This window comes from Candidatus Omnitrophota bacterium (assembly GCA_016209275.1).
Classification (GTDB): Bacteria; Omnitrophota; Gorgyraeia; order Aquiviventales; family Aquiviventaceae; genus JACQWM01.
The window spans coordinates 22,483-44,523 of the sequence record JACQWM010000013.1 but is presented as its reverse complement, the minus strand read 5'-3'; the positions used below and the strand labels follow the sequence as shown (position 1 = coordinate 44,523).

Annotated in this window: 22 protein-coding genes, 2 tRNA genes and 1 other RNA gene; 24 read left to right on the top strand and 1 reads right to left on the bottom strand. The window is 61.0% G+C overall.

Features of this window, described 5'->3' with window-relative positions; genetic code table 11:
* The first annotated feature begins 196 nt into the window (after positions 1–196).
* The 24 genes from HY737_02380 to thpR all read left to right on the top strand — a co-directional run bounded on the left by HY737_02380 (position 197) and on the right by thpR (position 20,800).
* On the top strand, positions 197–544 hold the full coding sequence (locus HY737_02380; protein MBI4597232.1) for a tetratricopeptide repeat protein: 348 nt from the start codon (positions 197–199) through the stop codon (positions 542–544).
* 446 nt (positions 545–990) lie between these two features.
* Positions 991–1,527 (top strand): prepilin-type N-terminal cleavage/methylation domain-containing protein, encoded by a 537-nt coding sequence (locus HY737_02375; protein ID MBI4597231.1) that lies wholly within the window; start codon positions 991–993, stop codon positions 1,525–1,527.
* 126 nt (positions 1,528–1,653) lie between these two features.
* Positions 1,654–2,694 (top strand): pilus assembly protein PilM, encoded by a 1,041-nt coding sequence (gene pilM, locus HY737_02370; protein MBI4597230.1) that lies wholly within the window; start codon positions 1,654–1,656, stop codon positions 2,692–2,694.
* On the top strand, positions 2,694–3,278 hold the full coding sequence (locus HY737_02365) for a PilN domain-containing protein (protein MBI4597229.1): 585 nt from the start codon (positions 2,694–2,696) through the stop codon (positions 3,276–3,278). Before pilM ends, HY737_02365 begins: the two co-directional genes overlap by 1 nt.
* Positions 3,275–3,889 (top strand): type 4a pilus biogenesis protein PilO, encoded by a 615-nt coding sequence (gene pilO, locus HY737_02360; GenBank protein ID MBI4597228.1) that lies wholly within the window; start codon positions 3,275–3,277, stop codon positions 3,887–3,889. The genes HY737_02365 and pilO overlap by 4 nt, the downstream gene beginning before the upstream one ends.
* A 65-nt stretch (positions 3,890–3,954) precedes the next feature.
* Positions 3,955–4,272, top strand: coding sequence for a hypothetical protein (locus HY737_02355; GenBank protein MBI4597227.1), 318 nt, complete (start codon positions 3,955–3,957; stop codon positions 4,270–4,272).
* A 15-nt stretch (positions 4,273–4,287) separates the two neighbouring features.
* Positions 4,288–5,886: a secretin and TonB N-terminal domain-containing protein gene (locus HY737_02350; GenBank protein MBI4597226.1), complete on the top strand. Its 1,599-nt coding sequence runs from the start codon at positions 4,288–4,290 to the stop codon at positions 5,884–5,886.
* Positions 5,887–5,896: 10 nt separating this feature from the next.
* The gene (locus HY737_02345) at positions 5,897–6,211 is read left to right on the top strand and encodes a hypothetical protein (GenBank protein MBI4597225.1); all 315 of its coding nucleotides are present in this window, start codon (positions 5,897–5,899) and stop codon (positions 6,209–6,211) included.
* Between the two features lie 205 nt (positions 6,212–6,416).
* Complete coding sequence (locus HY737_02340) at positions 6,417–6,920, top strand: CvpA family protein (protein ID MBI4597224.1); 504 nt, start codon at positions 6,417–6,419, stop codon at positions 6,918–6,920.
* 33 nt (positions 6,921–6,953) lie between these two features.
* Entirely contained in the window at positions 6,954–8,729 is a 1,776-nt protein-coding gene (locus HY737_02335; GenBank protein MBI4597223.1) for a DNA primase, read from the top strand.
* A complete protein-coding gene (rpoD, locus tag HY737_02330; GenBank protein ID MBI4597222.1) occupies positions 8,729–10,333 on the top strand; it encodes an RNA polymerase sigma factor RpoD in 1,605 nt (534 codons plus the stop codon). Before HY737_02335 ends, rpoD begins: the two co-directional genes overlap by 1 nt.
* 12 nt (positions 10,334–10,345) lie before the next feature.
* Positions 10,346–10,417 (top strand) — tRNA-Met (locus HY737_02325).
* A gap of 76 nt (positions 10,418–10,493) precedes the next feature.
* Positions 10,494–10,570: transfer RNA gene (locus HY737_02320), tRNA-Val, on the top strand.
* Between the two features lie 11 nt (positions 10,571–10,581).
* Positions 10,582–11,301, top strand: coding sequence for a hypothetical protein (locus HY737_02315; GenBank protein MBI4597221.1), 720 nt, complete (start codon positions 10,582–10,584; stop codon positions 11,299–11,301).
* Entirely contained in the window at positions 11,279–11,692 is a 414-nt protein-coding gene (locus tag HY737_02310) for a ribonuclease HI family protein (GenBank protein MBI4597220.1), read from the top strand. Before HY737_02315 ends, HY737_02310 begins: the two co-directional genes overlap by 23 nt.
* A 10-nt stretch (positions 11,693–11,702) precedes the next feature.
* Positions 11,703–12,106: RNase P RNA component class A (gene rnpB / locus HY737_02305), an RNA gene on the top strand.
* 160 nt (positions 12,107–12,266) lie between these two features.
* Positions 12,267–12,533, top strand: a complete 267-nt coding sequence (gene rpsO, locus HY737_02300; GenBank protein MBI4597219.1) for a 30S ribosomal protein S15 — start codon at positions 12,267–12,269, stop codon at positions 12,531–12,533.
* A gap of 16 nt (positions 12,534–12,549) precedes the next feature.
* Positions 12,550–14,667 (top strand): polyribonucleotide nucleotidyltransferase, encoded by a 2,118-nt coding sequence (pnp, locus tag HY737_02295; GenBank protein ID MBI4597218.1) that lies wholly within the window; start codon positions 12,550–12,552, stop codon positions 14,665–14,667.
* Between the two features lie 11 nt (positions 14,668–14,678).
* Positions 14,679–16,964: a DNA translocase FtsK 4TM domain-containing protein gene (locus HY737_02290; protein MBI4597217.1), complete on the top strand. Its 2,286-nt coding sequence runs from the start codon at positions 14,679–14,681 to the stop codon at positions 16,962–16,964.
* The gene (locus HY737_02285; GenBank protein MBI4597216.1) at positions 16,957–17,727 is read left to right on the top strand and encodes a DUF4115 domain-containing protein; all 771 of its coding nucleotides are present in this window, start codon (positions 16,957–16,959) and stop codon (positions 17,725–17,727) included. Before HY737_02290 ends, HY737_02285 begins: the two co-directional genes overlap by 8 nt.
* A gap of 19 nt (positions 17,728–17,746) precedes the next feature.
* Positions 17,747–19,120, top strand: a complete 1,374-nt coding sequence (gene rimO, locus HY737_02280) for a 30S ribosomal protein S12 methylthiotransferase RimO (GenBank protein ID MBI4597215.1) — start codon at positions 17,747–17,749, stop codon at positions 19,118–19,120.
* Positions 19,117–19,680, top strand: a complete 564-nt coding sequence (pgsA, locus tag HY737_02275; protein MBI4597214.1) for a CDP-diacylglycerol--glycerol-3-phosphate 3-phosphatidyltransferase — start codon at positions 19,117–19,119, stop codon at positions 19,678–19,680. The genes rimO and pgsA overlap by 4 nt, the downstream gene beginning before the upstream one ends.
* 30 nt (positions 19,681–19,710) lie before the next feature.
* The gene (locus HY737_02270; GenBank protein MBI4597213.1) at positions 19,711–20,220 is read left to right on the top strand and encodes a phosphatidylglycerophosphatase A; all 510 of its coding nucleotides are present in this window, start codon (positions 19,711–19,713) and stop codon (positions 20,218–20,220) included.
* Between the two features lie 19 nt (positions 20,221–20,239).
* On the top strand, positions 20,240–20,800 hold the full coding sequence (gene thpR / locus HY737_02265) for an RNA 2',3'-cyclic phosphodiesterase (GenBank protein MBI4597212.1): 561 nt from the start codon (positions 20,240–20,242) through the stop codon (positions 20,798–20,800).
* Here the strand turns inward: thpR and HY737_02260 are convergent.
* Positions 20,734–22,017 (bottom strand): competence/damage-inducible protein A, encoded by a 1,284-nt coding sequence (locus tag HY737_02260; protein MBI4597211.1) that lies wholly within the window; start codon positions 22,015–22,017, stop codon positions 20,734–20,736. The two genes, thpR and HY737_02260, sit on opposite strands and share 67 nt — an antisense overlap.
* Positions 22,018–22,041 lie beyond the last annotated feature (24 nt).

The following is a 22,041-nucleotide window of genomic DNA, read 5'->3' as shown; positions in this document are numbered from 1 at the left end:
GCACAGCGTGCTTGAGCAGACATTCTATGAGGCGGTCACCGCACCGTTCTGGTGGAGCGTTTTAGGGCTCTTGTCTGGAACTACCGTTGTGGTTGCTCCTAGCTCCCAGCTCCTAGCTCCTAGCCGCGTGAGGTTTGTGAGAAGTTTACCAGCAGTCATCGCGTCTCTTGTATTGCTTCTTACGGCAAGGTTTGCGATGGCTGATGCCTGGGCAGCCAGGGCGGCATGGCAGGAGCTGTCATCAGCTCCCATTCAACGCACCATCGCGCTGTGGCAACGCGCTGAACGATCGGATCCATGGAACAGCCGCTTTCCGTTGGAGCAAGGCGAGCGATGCCTGCGGGCGGCCCAAGTCCCTCAGGCCGCTGCCGCCTATCAGCGGGTCGTCGCCCGCAGCCCGTGGCTGGGATTTGCGTGGTTCCGGCTCGGCCAAACACGATCGCACTTAGGCGATGCGGCCGGGGCGGATGAGGCCTTCCGGCAGGCGAAGCGGCGCGACCCGAACTTAGCCTACGCTTTGCGCGCCGCGAAAGAAAATCCTTGACCCCGCCTAACGAGATATGGCATAGTTAGTAATGACAAGCGATAAAGCCACACTTCCCCGCCAACGAACTGTGGCGGGGATCCGCCAAGTAAGGTGGCGGACGCCGTGAGGCGAGGCCGGAAAGCCACAGGCCCTGTTGGAAAGGCGAGTGAGGTGAGTAAGCAGCAGCAATGAGCCTTCCCGGGACTCAAGGCTGCATGGCAGGAGAGGATCTGCTGAATCACTTACTCACTCAATCACTTCATCACTGTAGTTCACAGGGTAGCTGGGTTGCCGCTGGGAAGCGATTTGAGGCCATTGCCTAGCGGCAGTGGCTTGTTTATTTTAAGGAAGGAGGTGTTCCGGGGACAAGAGAGTGATTGAGTGATTCAGTGATGGGTGATTGAGAAAGTTAGAGAAGGCGGGTTATCATTGTTTATTGTGTGGGAAATAACAAGGAGATCACGATGAGACGAGCAACCAAAGCAGGGTTCACGCTCGTTGAGATCATGATCGTGGTGGCTATCATCGCCTTATTGGCCGCGATCGCGATTCCCAACGTGTTGCGTGGACGCACCACGGCGAATGAGTCAGCCGCCATCGGCAACATGCGCGCGCTGCTCTCCTCGCTGGAAATGTACCGCTCGGTGTACCAGGCGTATCCAGCTCCTGATGGGACGGCGTTTATTAATAGCATGTACGGGCTCGGCGGGGTCCCAGCCGGTTGTGCCGCTGGTGTCAGCCCTGACCCGGACTTCGGACCTCCGTCGTTCTGTAGGGTCTTGACGAACGCGGTAGTTCAAGGGTATCTGTATACCTTCACCGGAGTCAATGGCCTAACATATCAACTCGGAGCGGTCCCTCAGTCAGCAAGTACAGGAAGTCGATCGTTTGTCGTGACTGAGGCCGGTTTGATTTACCACTGCTCTGGGATTGTCGCGCCAGATCCTACCTTGGCAGGGGCTGCGACCATTGACCAGGCACCCAAAGCTGCCTGTCCGTGAGCGGTTGACCAGCTGGGAATTGTGTGAGGAGAACGATCACACGTTGTATGAGAAGAGCAGCCTGCTCGTTTATGGGTGGGCTGCTCTTCTCTTTTCACCGTGACATATTCATGAAGCGTTAACTGGATGCCTGCCACCGCATCACCCCGTGAAGCTCGTCAACGCGCAACAGGGTTGCTGAAGCGTCTTGCCACGATTCAACGCAAAGAGCCCAAGTACACCGTTGGGTTGGATCTGGGTGCGTCATCAGTGAAGGTGGTGGTGCTTGGCGCTCGGAAAAGCGAGGGGTCGCCCCCGATTCTGGCACAGCAGGTCGTGGCACTCAAGCCAGGCCAAGACGTGGATGCCTCTGAAGCACTCAAGGCCGCGGTGGGCAATCTCCCGATGCCGATTTCAACCGTGAACATGGCGGTCAGCGGCCAATGGGTCATCATGCGCATCATCGAGATGCCGGCCATGAAAGACAATGAGTTGAAGCAAGCCCTCCCGTTCGAAGCCCAGCGGTATCTGCCGTTTAACATCCAAGATGTGATCCTCGATGGCGCGATGCTCGGTCCTTCGGAAGGCAAAAAAGTGTGGGTGCTGATTGTCGCCTGTAAAAAAGAATTGGTGGAGCGGCGCATCGATTGGGCCAAGCGGGCCGGTGTCAATGTGAGCCTGATCGATGTGGATGCGCTCGCCCTCGCCAACGCGTTTCTTGAGCAAAGCAACGGCAAGCCTGCTGAGGGTACTTCAGCGCTCATCAACGTCGGCTCGCTGTTGACCAATTTGGTCGTGTTTAAAGGGCCGGTGCCGTATCTCGTGCGGGACATTCCCTGGGGCGGCGAGCGCCTGATTCGCCATGTGGGCGAGCAGCTTGGCATCGAGGCCGAGGAAATCCGCCAGCAGCTCCTGAAGGGCGAGTTGGGCGCTGAAACCGCCGAGGCCATGAAGCTGGCAGCGGAATCCCTGGTCACGGAGTTGCAGCTTTCTTTCGATTATTTTGAGAATCGATTCAGCCAGCCTCCTGACAAAGTGCTGGTGACCGGGGGCTTAAGTCAGTCGGCGCGGTTTATCGAGGTGCTCAAAGGCTTATTGGCCCAAGCCGTCCAGACCTGGGCGCCGGCGGAGAATCTCTCAGGCCAGTTTTCCATCGCGTATGGGTTGGCATTACGAACAGACCATTGATGATGTTGAAGGTTAATCTCTTACCGGAGCGGGAGCGGCGGGCGGCCACCTCAACCGTTGAGCACTTTCATCGCACCCCGCTGGCTGCCATCCTCGCCAGCCTCATCTTCGTTATCCCTATCGCCTTAGGAGTCTCCGTGTCCGTGGTGCATCGGCGCGCGGAGCAAGATCAGCAGCGGATTGCAGCGCTTGAGCCGAAAAAGCAGCAGCTTGATCAACTCCAGCAATCCCTGCAGCGCCTGCGCGGGCAGGAAGACGCCATGAATGCAATCATTAAGCCTGGGCATGATTTATGGTCGGCGCGATTAAATGAGATGTCGACCCATACGCCTGATGGGCTCTGGTTCCGGGAGATGACCCTGGATCCGCAGAAAGGATTGGTGATCCAAGGCTCGGCTGTGGATCAAAAGGAAAGCGGCATGGCCAGCGTGACCGAATTTGTCCAGAGTCTCAAGGCGAGCAAAGATGTGACCTCGGCGGTGAAGGAAGTGCGGATCGAGTCCATCAAACGGGTGCAGGATGGCCAAGTGGAAATCGTGCAGTTTACGCTCACCGGCGTGCTGCAGGGCGCTGCAAAGCCATGAAGGTGAACCTCTCGCAGCAAGAGCAGCGCACGGTGCTCTTAGTCGCCGTCCTCGCACTTTTCATCGGCTGGGTCTATGTCGTCTACGTCCTTGGCCCGATGTGGAAGGAGATCCGGAAGACCCAGCGGACGATCCAGCAGCAAAGCGCTCGCATCAGGGAGCTGGAGCTTGCCGCCCAAAATATCGGCGCGGTTCAACGACAGCATGATGAGAAAGAGCGAGCCGTCAAAGCCCTGAAGAGCCAACTGCCGCTTGAAAACGATGTGGCCGTTCTGGTGGCCCAGCTCACCGATTTGGCCAACACGGCCCAGATGAAAATTGAGAATATCTTTCCAGAGCGGTCGAGCAGCGATTCAAAGGACCCAAAAAATCCGAAAGACCAAAAACCAAAAGCCCTCCGCGACGAATACCAACCGGTGAATATCCAGATTGAAGGATCATCCGGATACCACCAGTTGGGCACGTTTCTTAGCTTGGTGGAGGGAGTGGACAAGCCCATGCAACTGGCCAGCTTGCAGATTCAGGGCAACCTGAAAAGTCCGAAGCGGCATCGGATCAAGCTCGTGCTCCGCGCCTATGTGGCTTCTACTGAGGAAGCGTCAAAAGGATGAACCACAAGTTTGGTGCTTGGAATGTGGTGCTTGGTGCTTGCTTGGTGCTTGGAATGTGGTGCTTGGTGCTTGCTCCGATAGAGGCTGCAGAGCAGCCGGTGGCGTCATCTCCGAAAGCCACCTACGACGCCCAGGGCAAACGCGATCCGTTTGTGCCCCTGGTCAAGGATGGCAAGCTGATCGGCGGCAAGACCGAGGGCAGCCTGCCGGAGCTGGGAGGGATTTTGTGGGACCCGGAGAATCCTATTGCGATGATCGGCGACAGGGAATTGACCGTCGGCGATGCGTTTGATGATTATAAAGTGGTGGAGATCCGTGAAAGCTCCGTCATTCTCGAAGATTCCGAAGGGGCGCGGTTTGAGATTAAGCAGACAGCATTTTAACAGGAGGGAGCCACGGTGAAAAAACTTCTCGTGTGGACCATCGCCGCGATCTTAGGTTCTGCGATGTGTGGCGTTGCAGCGACCAGCGCGCGCGCCGAAGAGCCGGCAGGGCAGGAGGCTCAGCATGACCCCCAGCCGGCGACTGAGGCGGCCGAGGCGTCTTCGTCTTCGCCGGCTGATGACTCGGCAAAGCCCGCCTCCGAAACGCCGCCAGCGTCAACGAGCGCGAGCGAGCCGTCAACGACCGAGCCGTCGGCTCCGTCCACAACAACCGCAACACCGGCTGCAGCACCGGCGGCACCACCCACCCCGGCTCCAAAACCTGCGGCAGTCAAGGGCGGCAATGTGAACCTGGACTTTAAGGAAGCGGACATCAAGCAGGTGTTGCGCATCATCGCCTTAAAGGCCGGGGTCGACATCGTCTCCGGGCCGGAAGTCGAGGGGCTGGTGACGATCAAGCTCTCCAACGTGCCCTGGGAGCAGGCACTCGAGGTGATTTTGAAAACCTACGGCTACACCTATGAGCGCAAAGGCAACATCGTCCGCGTTCTGACCGCCGATGAAATGGAGAAAGAAGCGCTCTCCACCGAAGTCTTTCCCCTGGATTACGCCAAGGCCAAAGAAGTCCCGGACATTATCTCCGAAGTCCTCTCGGATCGCGGCAAGGTGAAGTTTGATGAGCGGACCAACACGCTCATCGTCACCGACATCGCCACCAATCTGTCTGCGGTCAAGCAAGTTGTGCAGCGCATCGACCAGCGCACGCCGCAGGTGCTGATCGAGTCGAAGGTGGTGGAAACCCGGCTGACCAAAGATGAGAAATTAGGCATCGACTGGTCGGATGCGCTCACCTTGACAGCGGTCAGCCCAACGCTTCCCTCGACGTTTCCCTTTACGATGGGGGCCAACTACGGTATTTTCGGCAACCGGTTTATCCCAAGGACCGGGGCCGAGACGCCGAGGGTTCCCTCGCAAGCCACCACCTTTAGCTTCGGCACGCTCAACGCAGGCAACCTCGGCAATACGATCAATTTCCTCAATACGCGCACGGATACGCATATCGTGTCCAATCCCAGCATCGCCGTGCTGAACAATAAAGAAGCGAGTGTGCACATCGGCGAACAATATCCGATTCCCAACTACACGATTGACAGCACGACGGGCCGGGTGTCGATCAGCGGCTACACGGCGAAAAATTTGGGCACGATTCTCACCGTGACCCCGCATGTGAACCCCAGCAACGAAATCGTGGTGGACTTAAAGCCCGAGATCATCACGCTGATTGAAAACGTGTCATTCACCACCGGCGGCAGCACCTTGCAGCTGCCGCGCTTTTCCATTCAAAATGCGCAGACCCAAGTGCGCATTCAAAGCGGGGATACCATCGCGATCGGGGGATTAGTCAAGGCGGCCGAGGTCAAGCAACAGACGAAAGTCCCGGTGCTTGGCGACATTCCGGTGGTCGGATTGTTATTTAAGAACATCAACCGCTACGGGTCATCCGCCGGCCAAAGCGATCCGGTCCGCCAAGATCTCCTCATTTTCCTCACCGTCAAGCTGTTGGAGGAACAGAACCGTGAACAGGCCATTGCGGCAGCCACCGCAGCAGAATAGGAGTTGCGCCATGAACCGCTGGTCTCAAGCGATCGGCCTGCTGGTCGCGCTCAGCGTGGGGATCGGGATCGGATGGATGAGCCGGCCAGCCGTGTGGGCGGCTGAAGAGGACGCCACACCGCCGGTTCGCTCATCCCGTGCCACCACGAAGAGTGCCGCGGCCTCAACGACCAGCAGCAGCAGCGGCAACGCGAAGCTGGAAAAGAAGCTTGATGAGATCTTGGCCAACCAGCAAGACATTCTCAAGCGGTTTGACGCGGTGATGGAGGAATTGAAGATTATTAAGGTCCGCGCTACCATCGCTGCCTCCCGCGGCGGCTCCTAGTCGTTCGCTCTCCGGCCACTGGGCCACTTGGCCACCGCGCCACCACTCATCAGGGAAGCGTTTTCCCGTGCGATCCAGAAAAAAGGTAGCGCTTCCTTGACGCTTCGATTTTGCATATGGTATACTTCACCTGCAGTCGCACAGCGAGGGGTCTGACGTGGTGACGTGGCCGAATTGGGTTGACCTGGTTATCGTAACCATTGTTTTGACAACTGGTTATAGAGCGTTTCACCGAGGGCTCTTGACAGGGCTGCTGGGGCTTGCCGGCTCAATCGCCACGACAGTGCTCGTCGTCAGTTACGCCGATGATGTGATCACCCTCGTGCTGCCGTGGCTGAAAACTGATCAGGCGTTCTCGACCTTCGTCATCTTCTGGTGTCTCTTTCTCATTGGGTTGCTGACCATGTACCAGGTGATGAAGGTGATCAGCCGCCTGTTCACGTGGGAGAAGCTGAATATCGTGACACAGATCCTGGCGGCTGTCGCCGGGCTTGTCCGGGGAGCGTGGTGGGCGGGGTTTCTGCTGCTGGCGCTGACGTCAAGCGGGGTCCCCTATCTTCAGAAAAGCGTTGTGGAGCGCTCCGCGTTGGAGTCGTACGTGCTGCCTCCGGTGAAAAACGCCGTGGAGCAGTTCAGCGATATCGTCCAGGGAGGGCGGGCGAACGCCGGCCCGCTGATCCCGCCGCTCGTTGCAGGCGCATCACCGTAATCGTTTTTTGCCATCACCGTAATCATATCTTCGATGCCGCTGATTCCTGAACATCTCATCGACGAGATTCAATCCAGAACCGATATCGCGGAGCTGATTGGCCGCTACGTGCCGCTCAAGCTCTCCGGGCGGCATTTCAAGGCGAACTGCCCGTTTCATCGGGAGAAGACCCCGTCGTTCATGGTCAACCCGGCGAAGCAAATCTTTCACTGTTTTGGCTGCGGGGTGGGAGGCAATGTGTTCAGCTTTTTGATGCAGCACGACCGGCTCAGCTTTCCCGAGGCGGTGCGCCAGCTCGCCGACCATGCCGGGGTCAGCCTGCCCGAGCCCTCGGAGCAGGGCAAGAGCGAATCGACGAAGCCGCTGGCTGAGCTGCTCGCGCAGACGTGCGAATATTTCGAGCGGCTGCTGCAGCATCCGCAGCATGGCCAGACCGCGCGGGCCTATCTGGCGAAGCGGGGAGTGACGGAGCCCACCCAGCGCGCGTTTCGTTTGGGGGTGGCCCCCTCCGGTTGGCGGGGCCTGCTGACCGCGGCGGAAAAGCGCGGGGTGACACAGCCGCTGCTGGAGGCCTCCGGTCTCATCGTCAAGGGCCCCAAGGGCACGTATGATCGGTTTCGCGATCGGTTGATCTTTCCCATCATGGATGTTCGAGGGCGCATCGTCGGGTTCGGGGGCCGCAGTTTGGACGCCCAGGAACCCAAATACCTGAATAGTCCGGAGACGGCGCTCTATCGCAAGGGGCAGCACCTGTTTGGATTGGCTCAAGCGAAGGAGGCCATCCTGCGGGAGCAAACCGCGGTGCTGGTCGAAGGCTATTTTGACTGCGTGCTGCTCGCACAGGAAGGGATCGCGCATGTGGTCTCGCCCTTAGGCACGGCGCTGACCGTCGAGCAGGCCGCATTGCTGAAACGGTATGCGCCGCGCGCGATCTTGGCGTTTGATCCGGATGCCGCCGGCGAAACCGCGACGCTGCGGGGCATCGACGTGCTGGTGGAGCAGGGGCTTGAGGTGCGCATCGCGCGCCTGCCCGCCGGGGTGGATCCGGATGAGTGCCTGCGCTCCATGGGACGGCCGGCCTTTGAGGCCCTCTTGGCGCGCAGTATGAGCGTCTTTGACATGCTGATTGAGACGGCGATCAGCCGGTGCGACGTCGATCATATTGAAGGCAAGGTGCAGGCCGCGCAATTCGTGCTGCCGACGATTGCCAAGGTGCCTGACGCGATGCTGCGCAGCGAGTATCTGCGGCTGCTGGCGGAGCGCCTCGCCCTGGATGAGTCGGCGGTGGCGACGGAATTAGCCAAGAGCGGGCGTCGCCTCGCCGCATCCCTCCGGATGACGGAGCCAGAACGCCAGCCGGCGGCAAGCCGCCGCGACCGCAGCATGGCGACAGGAGCCGAACAGCTCTTGACCGCGCTGATTATCGAGGAGCCGCAGCGCCTGTCCGCCTTGCAAGGGCGGCTGTCATTGGAGGAGATCCGCGATGCCGCGCTGCGGCGCATCCTCATCCAGGTGAGCGATATGATGAGCGCGTCAGGCCAGGCCACCGCGGCCCAAGTGATGTCCCGGTTGACCGACGCCGAGGAGCAGAGCATCGTGGCCATGCTCGTGGAGCTCGCGCAGACCACCGCGTCAAAAGAGGGCGCGCTGGAGGAATGCATCCGCCGCATCGGGGCTAAAACCAAGCAGCAGCGCATCGAACGGCTGCAAGAGCAGCTGCGGTCAGCGGAAGCCTCCGGGCGGCATGAGACGGTGCAGCAGTTATTGAGCCAAGTGCAGGAGCTGGTCCATCACGAGGAGGAGCGATAATGGCTGAACCCTTGAAACGGAAGCCCATCAGCGAGCGGTTGGCGCACGTCCTCATGGTTGGGCGTGATAAGGGCCGCCTCACCTATGATGAGCTGAATAACCTGCTGCCGGAGGATGTGGCGTCTCCGGAGGAAATGGATGAATTGCTGGCCCTGCTCGGCAAGGAGCATATCGAGATTGTCGAGAAGCCAAGCCGCAGCAGCGCTCCGGCACCCGCCTCCAGGCTGGAAGAGCGGGAAGAAAAAGAGCAGCGGGAAGAAGAGGCGGCCGAGGTTGTCGAGGTGGGGCAGCTCGATGATCCGGTGAAGATGTACTTGCGCCAGATGGGGCAGATTCCGCTGCTGACGAGGGAGCAAGAATTGACGTTGGCGAAGAAGATCGAAGCGGCGGAATTGGCGTACCGCGATGCGGTTTTGCGGCAGCCGTCCGTCCGGCGGGAGCTGTTGCGTTTGACCGGCCTGCTAATTGAGGGGGAGCTGAACCCGGAGGAGTACTCCAAGGACGACCCCAACTTGAAGCGGGAGGATCTCGTCGCCCAGTTGGCGGTCTTGCGCCGCCAGCTGAAGAAGGCGCACAGCAAAAAGCACCTCCGCAAAGTGTTCGAGCGCTATCACCTCACCATTCAGGCGATCGAGTGGATGGTGGAGCAGCTCACGCGCTACCTGCGCGGGGTCGAGACCTGCGATCGCCAATTGGCGCAATTGAAGCGCGTCAAAGGCTCCGGATCATCCTCGAGGACGCGCGAGCTGTGCCGGCGGCGGCTGGAGCTGCTGCGCAAGCTGGGCGGCTCGGCCGAGTCGACGCGCTTGGTCATCAAAGACATTGAGCAGAAAGAGGCGGACTACACCAAAGCCAAAAAAGCCTTGGTGGAGGCGAACCTGCGGCTCGTGGTCAGCATCGCCAAGAAATACACGAATCGCGGGTTGTCCTTCCTGGATCTGATTCAGGAGGGGAATATCGGGTTGATGAAGGCGGTGGAGAAATTCGAGTACCAGCGGGGTTACAAGTTCTCCACCTACGCCACCTGGTGGATCCGCCAGGCGATCACGCGCTCGATCGCCGATCAGGCGCGGACCATCCGCATCCCGGTGCACATGACGGAGACGATCAACAAGCTCATCCGCGTCTCTCGCGCCATTGTGCAAGAGACCGGCCGCGAGCCGGCGCCCGAGGAGATCGCGCGCGCGACTGGCATTCCTGTGGAGAAAGTGCGCGGGATCTTCAAGATCGCCCAAGAGCCCATTTCGCTGCAAACACCGATCGGCGAAGACGGCGACACGCACTTCGGGGATTTCATCGAGGATAAGCGCGCCATTTCCCCGGCGAACGCCACGGCCTACAGCATGCTGAAGGAGCAGATCGGCGATGTGCTGGTGTCGCTCTCCGAGCGGGAGCGGCAGGTGCTGCTGCTGCGCTTCGGGCTGCAGGATGGCTCGCCGCGCACGCTGGAAGAGGTGGGGCAGATGTTCAACGTGACCCGCGAGCGCGTGCGGCAGATCGAGGCGAAGGCCCTGCGCAAGCTGCGCCACCCGACCCGCAGCCGCCGCCTGCGCAACTTCCTGGAGTTGACCTTTTCCTCCCAGGACAAATCCCAACCCGTCTAAGCAGGCGGCGACGGGCCGGTAGCTCAGTGGCAGAGCAGGTGGCTCATAACCACTTGGTCGGAGGTTCGATTCCTCCACGGCCCACCTCTGATTCTGACACCTCCTCTGATTCTGCTATCCACCTCGCCATTTGTGCGCTAAAATAAAAGTTTAGACCTTAGGGCGCATAGCTCAGCTGGTTAGAGCGCTACCCTCACATGGTAGAGGTCAGAGGTTCAAATCCTCTTGCGCCCACCACGTAGAGTGCCATGCCCGACCAACTGGAGTCGCTCAAAAAGTTGCAAGCCATCGACGCGCAGCTGTATCAGCTGAAGCGGCAGCAGGTCGAGAAGCCGAAGGAGCTTGAGCGCGTGGCGGCTGCGGTGGCTGCCGAAGAGGCGAAGCTGGCCGCCGCCACTGAGCGGATGAAGTCGCTGCAGCTTGCGCAGAAAGAGAAGGAGCTGGATCTGCAGACGCGCGAGGCCAATGTCAAAAAGCTTCAAGGGCAGCTCTTTCAGCTGAAGACCAACAAAGAATACGCGGCGATGCAGCGGGAAATCGACGCGCACAAGGCCGACAACTCGGTGCTGGAGGAAGACATCATTAAGCTCTTCGACGCCATTGAGCAGGCGACGAAGGAGCGTCAGACCGAGCACGCGCGCGTGGTCCAGGAGCAGGCGCGCTTGGCGAAGGAGCGGCAGCGCATCGAAGAAGACCTGGCGATCATCGCCGATTCGATCGGCAAGCTGGAGCGGCAGCGCGAGGCGGCTTTGCCGGACGTGCCGAAGGCGGCGTTGGACGTCTACGAACGGGTGCTCGTGCTGCGACACGGATTAGCGCTGGTGTCCTTGGTCAATGATGCGTGCGGGGGGTGCCACCGGCGGATGCCGCCGCAGGTCGTGAACGAGGTCTACTTGAAAGCGAAGCTCGTCACATGCGAAAGTTGCAATCGCATTCTCTTTTTTGATGAAGCGCATTCGAAGCTGTGAGATCTTGATCGATGGTGCTAGCCGCGGCAACCCCGGCCCGGCTGGCATCGGCGCCGTGTGTTACGACGGCAACGGCGAGCCGGCATGGCAGCTGTCACAATTTCTCGGGCCAACGACCAATAACGTCGCCGAATATCTCGCCCTGGTGTATGCGCTGCAAGAGGCGCTGAAGCGCGGGCAGACCTCGGTGGTGGTCAAGACAGATAGCGAACTGCTGGCCAGGCAGCTGTCCGGTCAGTATCGCGTGAAAGATCCGTGGTTGAAAATTCTGCACGACCTGGTGAGGCATTTGCGCGAAGGCTTCGAGCACTGTGCTGTGCAGCATGTGCCGCGCGAGCACAACCGCCAGGCGGATCGGCTCGCTGGGGCAGCCGCAGACCGCGTTCATTGACACCGCAGTCGACAGAGGCTAGATGGTCGCCTCGCCACGAATCGTGGCGGGGAGGAAAGTCCGAGCTCCATAGGGCAGCGTAAAGGGGTAACCCCCCTTCCTCTAGCAATAGGGCGGATTAGAGCCACAGAGACGAGTAGGGTCGTCATGGGGCCAGACACCGCAAGGTATCTGGCCTTTAGATCCGAGGTGAAACGCGGCAATCTCTACGCGGAGCAAGGCCAAAGATCCTAACACCCCGCCGTGAGCAATCACTGGCGGGGATACGGTTGCCCGCCAAACAGGTTAGGGAGGTAGGCCGCAAGAGCCCTGCCGCAAGGCAAGGCCCAGATGGATGACCATTGCTCCGAAGCTCCCCTGCGAAAGCTGGGGAGCGAAGGAGAACAGAACTCGGCTTATCGGCCCCTGGCGGCTGCGGTGTCACTCTCCTTCGCCGGAAAGGAAGGAGAGTATTGCTGCGAAGCCGTGGCGTTAAGACCACGGCGAAGCAGAAGTGCTTGACGACGACGATGTTCCAGCGTATGATAGAACGTTACTTGCGAGCGAAAAGAAGAGAGAATGTGAAGGAGCACGGATGAGTTCGACGACCACGGTGAAGCCTGTGATCCAGAAGTTCCGCGTGCATGAGCGCGACACCGGCTCGCCCCAAGTGCAAATTGCGCTGCTGACCGAGCGGATCACCAGTCTCACCTCGCACATCACGACGCATCAACGGGATTTCAACTCCCGCCGAGGGCTGCTGATCATGGTCGGCCGGCGCCGCCGGCTGCTGGAGTATCTCAAGCGCCATGACGAGGACGCCTATCGCAAGATCCTTGAAGCCCTCAGCCTCCGCAAATGACCCCTCGGCTCGCCCCATGTTGAAAGTCTCCACACAACTCGGAACGTCAACGCTCTCGTTTGAAACCGGCGCTTGGGCGCGGCAGGCCGACGGGTCGGTCGTGATCCAGCAAGGGGGCACCGTCGTGCTGGTGACGGCGGTGGCGAGCGAACTTCCTCGCGAAGCCCTTGGTATGGTGCCCTTAACGTGCGATTACCGCGAGAAGACCTACGCCGCCGGCAAGATCCCCGGCGGGTTTTTTAAGCGAGAGGGGCGGCCCACCGAAAAGGAAATTCTGACCTCCCGCCTGATCGACCGTCCGATCCGTCCGCTGTTTCCCAACGGGTTCTTGCATGAGCTGCAAGTGATGGCGGCGGTCCTCTCCTCCGACGGGGAATATGATCCTGATGTGCTTGCGGTGGCGGGAGCCTCGTGCGCGTTGCGGCTCTCCTCGATCCCGTTTCCCGATGCGTTGGGTGCCCTCCGCGTCGGGCTCATCGACGGCCGCTTGGTGGTGAATCCGACCTATCAGGAGCTCGCACAGAGCTCGATTGATTTGGTGGTGGCCGGAACGCGCCACGGCATCACCATGATCGAATCCGGAATGAAAGAAGTGCCCGAGCAGCAAGTGGTGGAGGCGATCGCCTTCGGCGCGCAGCATCTGAAAACGGTCATCGCGATGCAAGAGGAATTGGTGGCGAAAGCCGGCAAGCCGAAGAACCCGGCGTTTCAGATCGCTCAACCCTCGCCCGAGCTGCTGGAGCAGGTGCGCTCCGCCGCGCGGACGGCGCTGGCGGCGATCAACGAGCCGAAGAAGAAGCACGAGCGGCATGAGGCGCTTGCGGCGCTGAAGCAGCGCGTGACGGAGCAACTGACCGCCGGCGGCGCGATCACCGCGGATCAGGTGGCGGCGGCCTTTGAGATCGTGGATCACGATGAAGCGCGCCGGGCGATTCTGGATCGGAAGATCCGGATGGACGGGCGCGCGTACACCCAGCTGCGCGACATTGCCTGTCAGGTGGGGGTGCTGCCGAGGACGCACGGCTCAGGGCTCTTTACCCGGGGCGAGACGCAGAGCTTGTCGGTGGCCACACTCGGCACGAGCGATGATGAGCAGCTCATCGAAGCCCTTGAGGGCGAAAGCTACAAACGCTTCATGCTCCACTACAATTTTCCGCCGTTTAGCGTCGGCGAGGTGCGGCCGCTTCGGGGGCCCGGCCGCCGGGAAATCGGCCATGGCGCGCTCGCGGAACGGGCGATTGAGCCGATGATCCCCTCGAAAGACGAATTCCCGTACACGATCCGCGTGGTCTCCGACATCCTCGAATCAAACGGATCCTCCAGCATGGCCACGGTGTGCGCCGGAACGCTCTCCTTGATGGATGCCGGGGTGCCGATCAAGGCCGCGGTCAGCGGTGTGGCGATGGGGCTGGTGAAGGAGGGGGCCGAGGTCGCGATTCTCACCGATATCTCCGGCCTTGAGGATCATGTCGGCGATATGGATTTCAAGGTGGCCGGCACCCGATTGGGCACGACGGCGGTGCAGGTGGATGTGAAAATCCGCGAGGGGTTGAGCGTTGAGCTCATCAACAAGATTTTGGCGCAGGCGCACCCGGCCCGCATGGCGGTGCTCGATCTGATGGCCGGCGCCATCGAGAAGCCGCGGACAGAGCTCTCCGCCTACGCGCCGCGGATCACCACGATCAAAATCAATCCGGAGCGCATCCGCGATGTCATCGGCTCCGGCGGCCGGACGATCCGCAAGATCATTGAAGAGACGGGTGCCGAAATCAACGTTGAGGATGACGGCAGCGTGGTGGTGGCCTCCAACGACGCGGAAAAATCAGCGCGCGCGATTGAAATTATCCGCACCCTGACCGAAGACGTCGAAGTCGGCAAGATCTACAAAGCCAAGGTCAAGCGCATCATGAACTTTGGCGCCTTTTGCGAGATCTTGCCTGGGAAAGAAGGCCTGGTGCATGTGTCTGAGCTGGCCGAGAAGTACGTGAATAAAGTTGAAGACGTGGTGAAACTCGGCGATGAGTTTCCCGTGAAAGTGATTGAGATCGACGAGCAGGGGCGCATCAACCTCTCCCGCAAGCGCGCCCTGCCGCAAGACGGATCGAAATCCGAGGAAGCTGATTCCCGCGGATAGCCGCGAACTCCATGGAACGACGGGCAGGACACTCTCCAGTCCCGCGGCAGTGGCCGGCCAAAGTCGGCAGCGCGCTTTTCGCCTCAGCCGGCGTATTTTTAACCCTCGCGTTTCTCACCTTCACACCCGCCGATAGCGCGTTCTTCAGCTTTCCGCCGAATAGTCCGCCGGGCAATCTTGGCGGCGCCCTCGGGGCGTGGCTCGCGGCCATCGGCCGCGGCGGATTCGGCCTGGCGGCGTATCTGCTGGGAGCGCTCTGTTGGCTTTGGGCTGCGGCGCTATGGCAAGGGCGCGGAGAGCCGATGCACAAGGTGTCCATGACCCTCGGCGCCCTCTGCCTGCTGGCCAGCGCGGCGACGCTGCTGGCCTTGATCGGACCCCAGGGTGAGGCGCAAGCGCATCGTGGCGGCATGGTGGGATTGCTGCTCGCACAGGCCGGAGCCTATTACTTGGGCGCCGTCGGGACGATGTTGACGGCCTCCTGCGTGGCCTTGATTGCGTGGGTGGTGGTCTCCGGACATGGAGCAGGCTGGGGGATTTGGCGGCGCATCTGGGGCGCGCTGGCCCAAGGCCTGCGCCGGCCTGAGCCATCGCCGTCGGCGTCCCCGGCACCCCGGCTCTCCTCGGACGCCAGCCGTCTGCGCGCGCGCCAACCTCAGCGTGAGCGCGACCGCGAGCCTCGCGAGGATCCCCAGCCGCTGACACGAGCGCTTGACTCGCCCCGCGCGCGGATCCGCTCGACGGTGGAGCCAACGTCCAACGCCATTCCAATCCCCCCCCGACGACAAGCCCCAGGCGGTTTTCAGCTGCCGCCGCATCAATTGCTCACGAACCCGCCGCCGGTCGCCGAACGGCAGATCAATGAAGATGTGGCGCGCAACGCCCGCATCTTGGAAGAAACCTTGCGGGAATTCGGGATTGAAGCGACCGTGGTGAACATCGACCGCGGCCCGACGGTGACGCGGTATGAGCTGACCCCGGCACCCGGCGTGAAACTGACGAAGATCGTCTCGCTGTCGGATGATATCGCGCTCGTGATGAAGGCCGCCAGCTGCCATGTCGTCGCCCCGATCCCGGGCAAGGGCACGGTCGGCGTCGACGTCCCCAACACCAAGACGACGACGGTCTACCTCAAGGAGATCATCGGCGCGCAGGAGTTCGCCGGCAACCCTTCGCCGATTGCGCTGCCGATCGGCCAAGATGTGTCGGGCCACGCCCTCGTGACCGACTTGCGCGAGTGCCCGCATCTGCTGATCGCCGGAGCCACGGGGTCCGGCAAGACGGTGTGTCTTAACAGCTTGCTCCTTGGCATGCTGACGCGTGCGAGCCCGGAGCAGGTTCGGTTTCTCATGATCGATCCGAAAATGGTGGAGCTGGCGATGTTCAACAGCATCCCGCACCTCATCGCCCCGGTCGTCACGAATGCCAAGAAAGCGTCGGTGGCGCTCCACTGGGCCGTCGATGAAATGGAGCGCCGCTACCAATTGCTGGCGAAGGCCGGCGTGCGCAACATCGACATGTACAATAAGAAGCGGGTGACTGGAACGGGGGCTCCGCCGCCTTCGCCGCAACCGGCAGAGCCCTCAGCGGGAGAAGACGAGGGTCCTGTGGACGACGGCCGCCCGCTGCCGTATCTCGTGATCGTGGTTGATGAATTGGCTGATCTGATGATGATCGCGGCCCAGGATGTCGAAGGCGCGATTACGCGCCTGGCCCAGCTCTCGAGGGCCGTTGGGCTGCACATGATTCTTGCCACCCAGCGCCCGTCAGTCGATGTCATCACCGGGGTGATCAAGGCGAACTTCCCGGCGCGCATCGCGTTTCAGGTGGCCTCGAAAGTGGACTCGCGCACGATCCTCGATGCCAATGGCGCGGACAAATTGCTGGGCCGCGGCGACCTCTTGTTCCTGAAGCCCGGGAGTGCCAAGCCGGTGCGGGCCCAAGGGGCGTTTGTGACCGATGCGGAAATTGAACAGATCACTTCCTTCTTGAAACAGCAGGGGGCACCGGCGTATGATGTGCGATTGATGGAGCGCGAGCGCCAGCCGGAAGGTAGCGGCCCGATGGGGGAGAAGGACGAACTCTATGAGCAAGCCAAGTCGCTCGTGCTGGACACCGGGCAAGCCTCCACATCGCTGCTGCAGCGCCGCCTGCGGCTCGGGTATGGCCGGGCCGCGCGGATCTTGGATTTGATGGAGCAGGAAGGCCTGGTTGGCCCTCCGCAAGGCAGCCGTCCCCGGGAAGTCCTTGTGACGCGTGAAGCCCTCAAACAATCGGCGGGAACCCCGAATGAGTAGCGTCGGAGAGCAGCTTCGGCAGGCGCGTGAGCAACTGAAGCGATCGCATAGCGACGTGACGAAAGACACGAAAATCCAACCCTGGGTGCTTGAGGCCATTGAAGAAGATCGCTTGCCGCAGTTGATGAGCCCGATCTACGTCAAGGGATTCCTCACGTCGTACGCGCGGTATCTGCATCTTGAGCCGGAGCCGCTGCTCGCGGGCGTGACGTGGCCGACTCCGGAGCCTGGGATCCAGCAGACGCTGCCGCCTCCCGCGGCCGTCGTCACGGTCTCATGGCGCGAGCTCTGGTCCGTTCCGCTGGTCCGTCATGTCGCGACGGCAGCGGCGCTGAGCGCTGCGGTGCTGCTGGTCGTGGCCGCGATCAGACCGGCGCGCCGGTGGATGGCTCGGCTGCCGATGCCGAGCATTGGCGCGGCTAAGACGGCGAGCCTCACGTCAGGCGATCGCATCCCTAAACTGCCCGAGCTGCCGACCCTGACACTGTTGGCGACCCAGCCGCTTGAGCTCCACATGACCGCGCTTCGCACGACCTGGATCACCGTGCGGGCCGACGGCAAGCTCCTGGCTCAGCAGCGCCTCCTCCGAGGCGCGAAGGAGCAGTGGAGTGCCAGAAAAGAGCTCGAGCTCATCATCGCGCAGCCGGCCGATGTCGAAGTGACACTCAACGGCCAGTCCATCAGCCCGTTTGCGCTCGCCCATCGCGGACGCCTGCTCATCACACATCGCGGCGTTACGCAACTGCGCAGCGATTTGCGCTGACAGGCGCTTGCCTCGTCTCATGAAACCGCTTCCTATCGTCTCCCCGACTGTCAGCATGATCAGCCTCGGCTGTCCCCGCACGTTGGTGGATTCTGAGTTGCTGCTCGGCCGGCTGAAGCAGCAGGGATTCACCGTGGCGGATGCCGCCGAAGGCTCTGACGTCGTCATGATTAATACCTGCAGTTTCGTGCAAGACGCGATCAAGGAGTCGATCGACACGGTGCTGCAGGCGGTGGAGTTAAAAAAACAGGGCAAGATCAAAGCGGTGGTGGTCGCCGGCTGCCTGGTGCAGCGGTTCAAGCAGGAGCTCATCAAGGAGCTGCCCGACGTCGATGGCTTCATCGGCGTCGATGGCTTCGGCGACATCGAAACCGTGGTGCAGCGCGCGTTACAAGGCCAGCCATCGCAGCGCGTGCGGCCGCGGCCCCAGGTGCCGCATCGGGATATCCGTGTCGCGCGAGTCCCGCTGACGCCGACGCATTACGCCTATCTGAAAATCTCCGAAGGCTGCCTCAAAGGCTGCAGCTTTTGCATCATTCCGAAGATCAAGGGGCCGCTTTCCAGTCGGCCGATTGACGCGGTCGTGGAAGAGGCCACGCAACTTGTCGAAGAGCGGGGCATCACGGAGTTGGTCGTCGTTGGCCAGGATACCTCGGATTACGGTGTGGATCTCTACCATCGGCCGCGCATCGCCGAGCTGATGTCGGCACTGGCGAAGATCAGCGGCGTGCGGTGGATCCGGCTGCTCTACTGCCATCCGCGCGGCATCTCTCGCGAGCTGATCCAGACGATCCGCGATGAGCCGACGATCTGCAAATATCTGGACTCAGCGATCGAGCATGCGGATGATCTAATGCTCGCACGGATGAATCGCCAGATGACGCAGGCCCAGCTGCGCGAGACGATTCAGCGGCTGAGGCAAGAGATCCCCGGCATGGCGCTGCGCACGTCCGTGATCGTGGGATTTCCTGGCGAAACCGAGGCGGCGTTCCAGCGTCTCTTGGAATTCTTGCGCGAGGTGAAGTTTGAGCGGCTCGGCGCCTTCACCTATTCCAACGAAGAGGGCAGCGCCGCGTTTCGTTATCCGGAGCAGGTGCCGCAAGAGGACGCGAAGCGCCGGTTCGATCAGCTGATGCAGCTGCAGCAGGAGATTGCGGCAGAGGTCACGGCGCGGGCCGTCGGCACGACCTGCGAGGTGATCATCGATGAACGCGATGCGGAGGATGCCACCCAATATCTCGGGCGCACGAGCGCAGATGCTCCGGAGGTTGACGGTCTTGTCTATGTCCGCAGCGCCGCACCGCTGGCGCCCGGCGATCTTATCCGCGTGCAGATCACCGAGAGCTTGGAGTATGACCTCATCGGAGTTGCTACTTCCATCTCCCAGCGATGACGCTGCCCACCAAACTTACTCTTGCTCGGATTCTGCTGACGTTCCTCATCATGGCGCTGATCTTTGCGCCAGGGGTGGCGGCGAAGTCCGTTGCCTTGGCCTGCTTTCTTCTGGCGAGCCTGACGGATTGGCTGGATGGCTGGCTCGCGCGACGGCGGCGTCAAACCAGCCCGCTCGGAGCGTTGCTGGATCCTATTGCGGATAAAATCCTCGTGCTTGGCCTGCTGCTGTCGTTTGTCCAGTTAGGGCTTGTCCAGGCCTGGATGGTGCTGCTGATCGCCCTGCGCGAGTTTGTGATTACCGGCTTGCGGCTGGTCGCGGCGAACCGGCAGATCGTGCTGCCCGCGGAGAAAGCCGGCAAGCACAAGACGGTGTCGCAAATGGTGGCGATCGGCATCGTGCTGCTCGCGTTGATCCTTCAAGAGCGATCGGCCGCGCAGGTCTGGCGGCGCGAGCTGATTCACGCGAGCATGTGGGTTGCGCTCATCCTGACGGTGATTTCCGGAGCCAGCTTCTGCTGGCGCCACCGGGCAGTATTGAGAGAAACTATTGGACACTAGCACACAGCACACAGCACACAGTAGACGTTGATGAATATTCGATCAGCGGCCGTCTTTCTGGCAACGATAGGGGGTCTTGGAAAAATCCGCTGGGCGCCAGGGACGTGGGGAAGTCTCGCGGGAGTCGTTGTGGGGTTTATCGTGAGAGGGATAGCATGGCAATGGACATGGACCTTGTTGCTGTTGGTGGGGTTTTTAGTTATCGCATTTATTCTGTGTGCCATAGTCTGCACAATTGCAGAACGTGAAATTGGTCTCCACGATGCACCAGCCATCATTCTTGATGAAGTGTGGGCTATGGCCGCGGTTGTAATCCTCGGCCCATGGTGGACGCTTGCCTCTTGGTATTGGTTTGTGGGAGCTTTTCTTCTGTTTCGCGCATTCGATATCCTAAAGCCATTTCCTTTAAATTGGCTCGAGCGATTACCTGGCGGCTGGGGCATTATGGCTGATGATCTAGGAGCAGCAGCATATACGATCACGTTCATTTGGTGCGTCATCGCGGCCATCGTCTTGTTCTTTGCTTCGCACATTCACTAAGCCAAAAGAGATCGCCCACATGCGAGCGTTTATTGGGATTGGTCTTTCAGAGGAGGCACGTGCGGCATTAACTGTGCTACAGCAGGAACTGTCGAAATCGCACGCCGATGTGAAATGGGTAGACGCTGAGCAGCTTCATGTCACACTGAAGTTTCTCGATGAGATTACCGAGGCGCAGCGGCAGCAGGTGGAAGGGTTTCTGATGAAGATCGCGCAACACACATCCGCGTTTACGATGGGCCTTCAGGAGCTCGGGGCGTTTCCGTCGCTCAACGACCCGCGCATCATTTGGGTCGGAGTCAGCGAAGGGAAGAATGACGTGATTCGGTTGGCGGACGCGATCGAAAAGGAAAGCCGAGCGTTGGGCTTAAAGAAAGAGGAGTGGCCCTATTCCGCTCATGCGACGATCGGCCGCGTGAGGTCGCCTCGTGGAAAGCATGACTTCATTGAAGGGTTGCGGAATCCGCACTGGACTCCACCGACTGCCTGGCAGGCCACGTCCGTCACCCTCTATCAGAGCGTTCTGACTTCGGCGGGTCCCACCCATTCCGTCCTCGCAGAGATTCCCTTGAGCAAATAACGTCGAAGCCAATCGAGGGCGGTCTGTGCCGCCTGCATTTTGATCGAGAGCCGATCGCCGAAGAACTGGTGGCGCTGGGTGTGGGTGCCGCGGCCATCCGACAGCCCGAGGTAGACTAACCCGACCGGTTTTTTCACGGTGCCTCCGGTAGGGCCGGCGATGCCTGTCACTGATAATCCGATGTCTGCGCCAACCAAGCGGCGCACACCCTCGGCCATCGCCGCCGCGGTTTGAGCGCTCACCGCACCCCAGCGCGTGAGCACATCCTTCGAGACGCCAAGCGGCCGGTGTTTCACCTCATTGTGATACGCCACGACCGCGCCCCGCACATACCTCGAGCTTCCTGAAATATTGGTGATCCGATCGGACACCAGCCCGCCGGTGCACGATTCGGCGATCGCCAAGGTGGTTCGTTGGCGCACCAGCAGAGCGCCAAGCACTTCTTCAAGGGTTTCATCGCCGGTGCCGTAGACATTCCGGCCGAGCCGCCCTCGCAGGCGAGATTCCAGGCGCGCCAGGGCGGTGGTGGCAGTGCTTGGGGAATTCGCGGTGGCGGTGAGCCGGATATCCACCATTCGCAGCGATGGATAGAGTCCGACCTCGATCGCGGGCGGGATGCGGAGCGCCTTCAGGATGGCTTCGATGGAGAGTTCGACGAGTCCTGCCGTTCGCAAGGTTCGGGTCTGAATAATGGTGGCACCGCCGAGCCGCGTCAATCGCGGCAGCACCGACTGCTCCATGATCGCCCGCATCTCCGAGGGCACGCCAGGCAGGGCAATCAGGGTTTGACCCTCATAGGAGAGCCACAATCCTGGGGCGGTGCCGATGGGATTGGGGAGCGCCTCGCCGCCTTGGGGAAGGTAGGCTTGCCGGAGTGCCGCGTGTTGCAGCGGTCGGTGCCTTCGGCTATAGAAGCGCTTGATGGTTGCGGCCGCCGCCGCCGAGTAAGTGAGGGGCCGCGCGGTGACCCGGGAAATCAGCTCGATCGTCATATCGTCGAACGTCGGCCCCAGGCCGCCGGTGGTGATGAGCACGTCGCACTGGGCGAGCGCTTGGCGCAGCGCGCCAGCCAGCGCGTCCGGCTCATCGCTCACCACGACCTGCCGCGCGCAACGCAGGCCACGCTCCGCGAGCCGCCTGGCGAGATACGCGGCGTTGGTATTGACGGTGGCCCCGCTGGTCAGCTCCGAGCCAATCGCCAGAATCTCCGCTTGCATGGAGCCATTATACCGCAGCTTGCA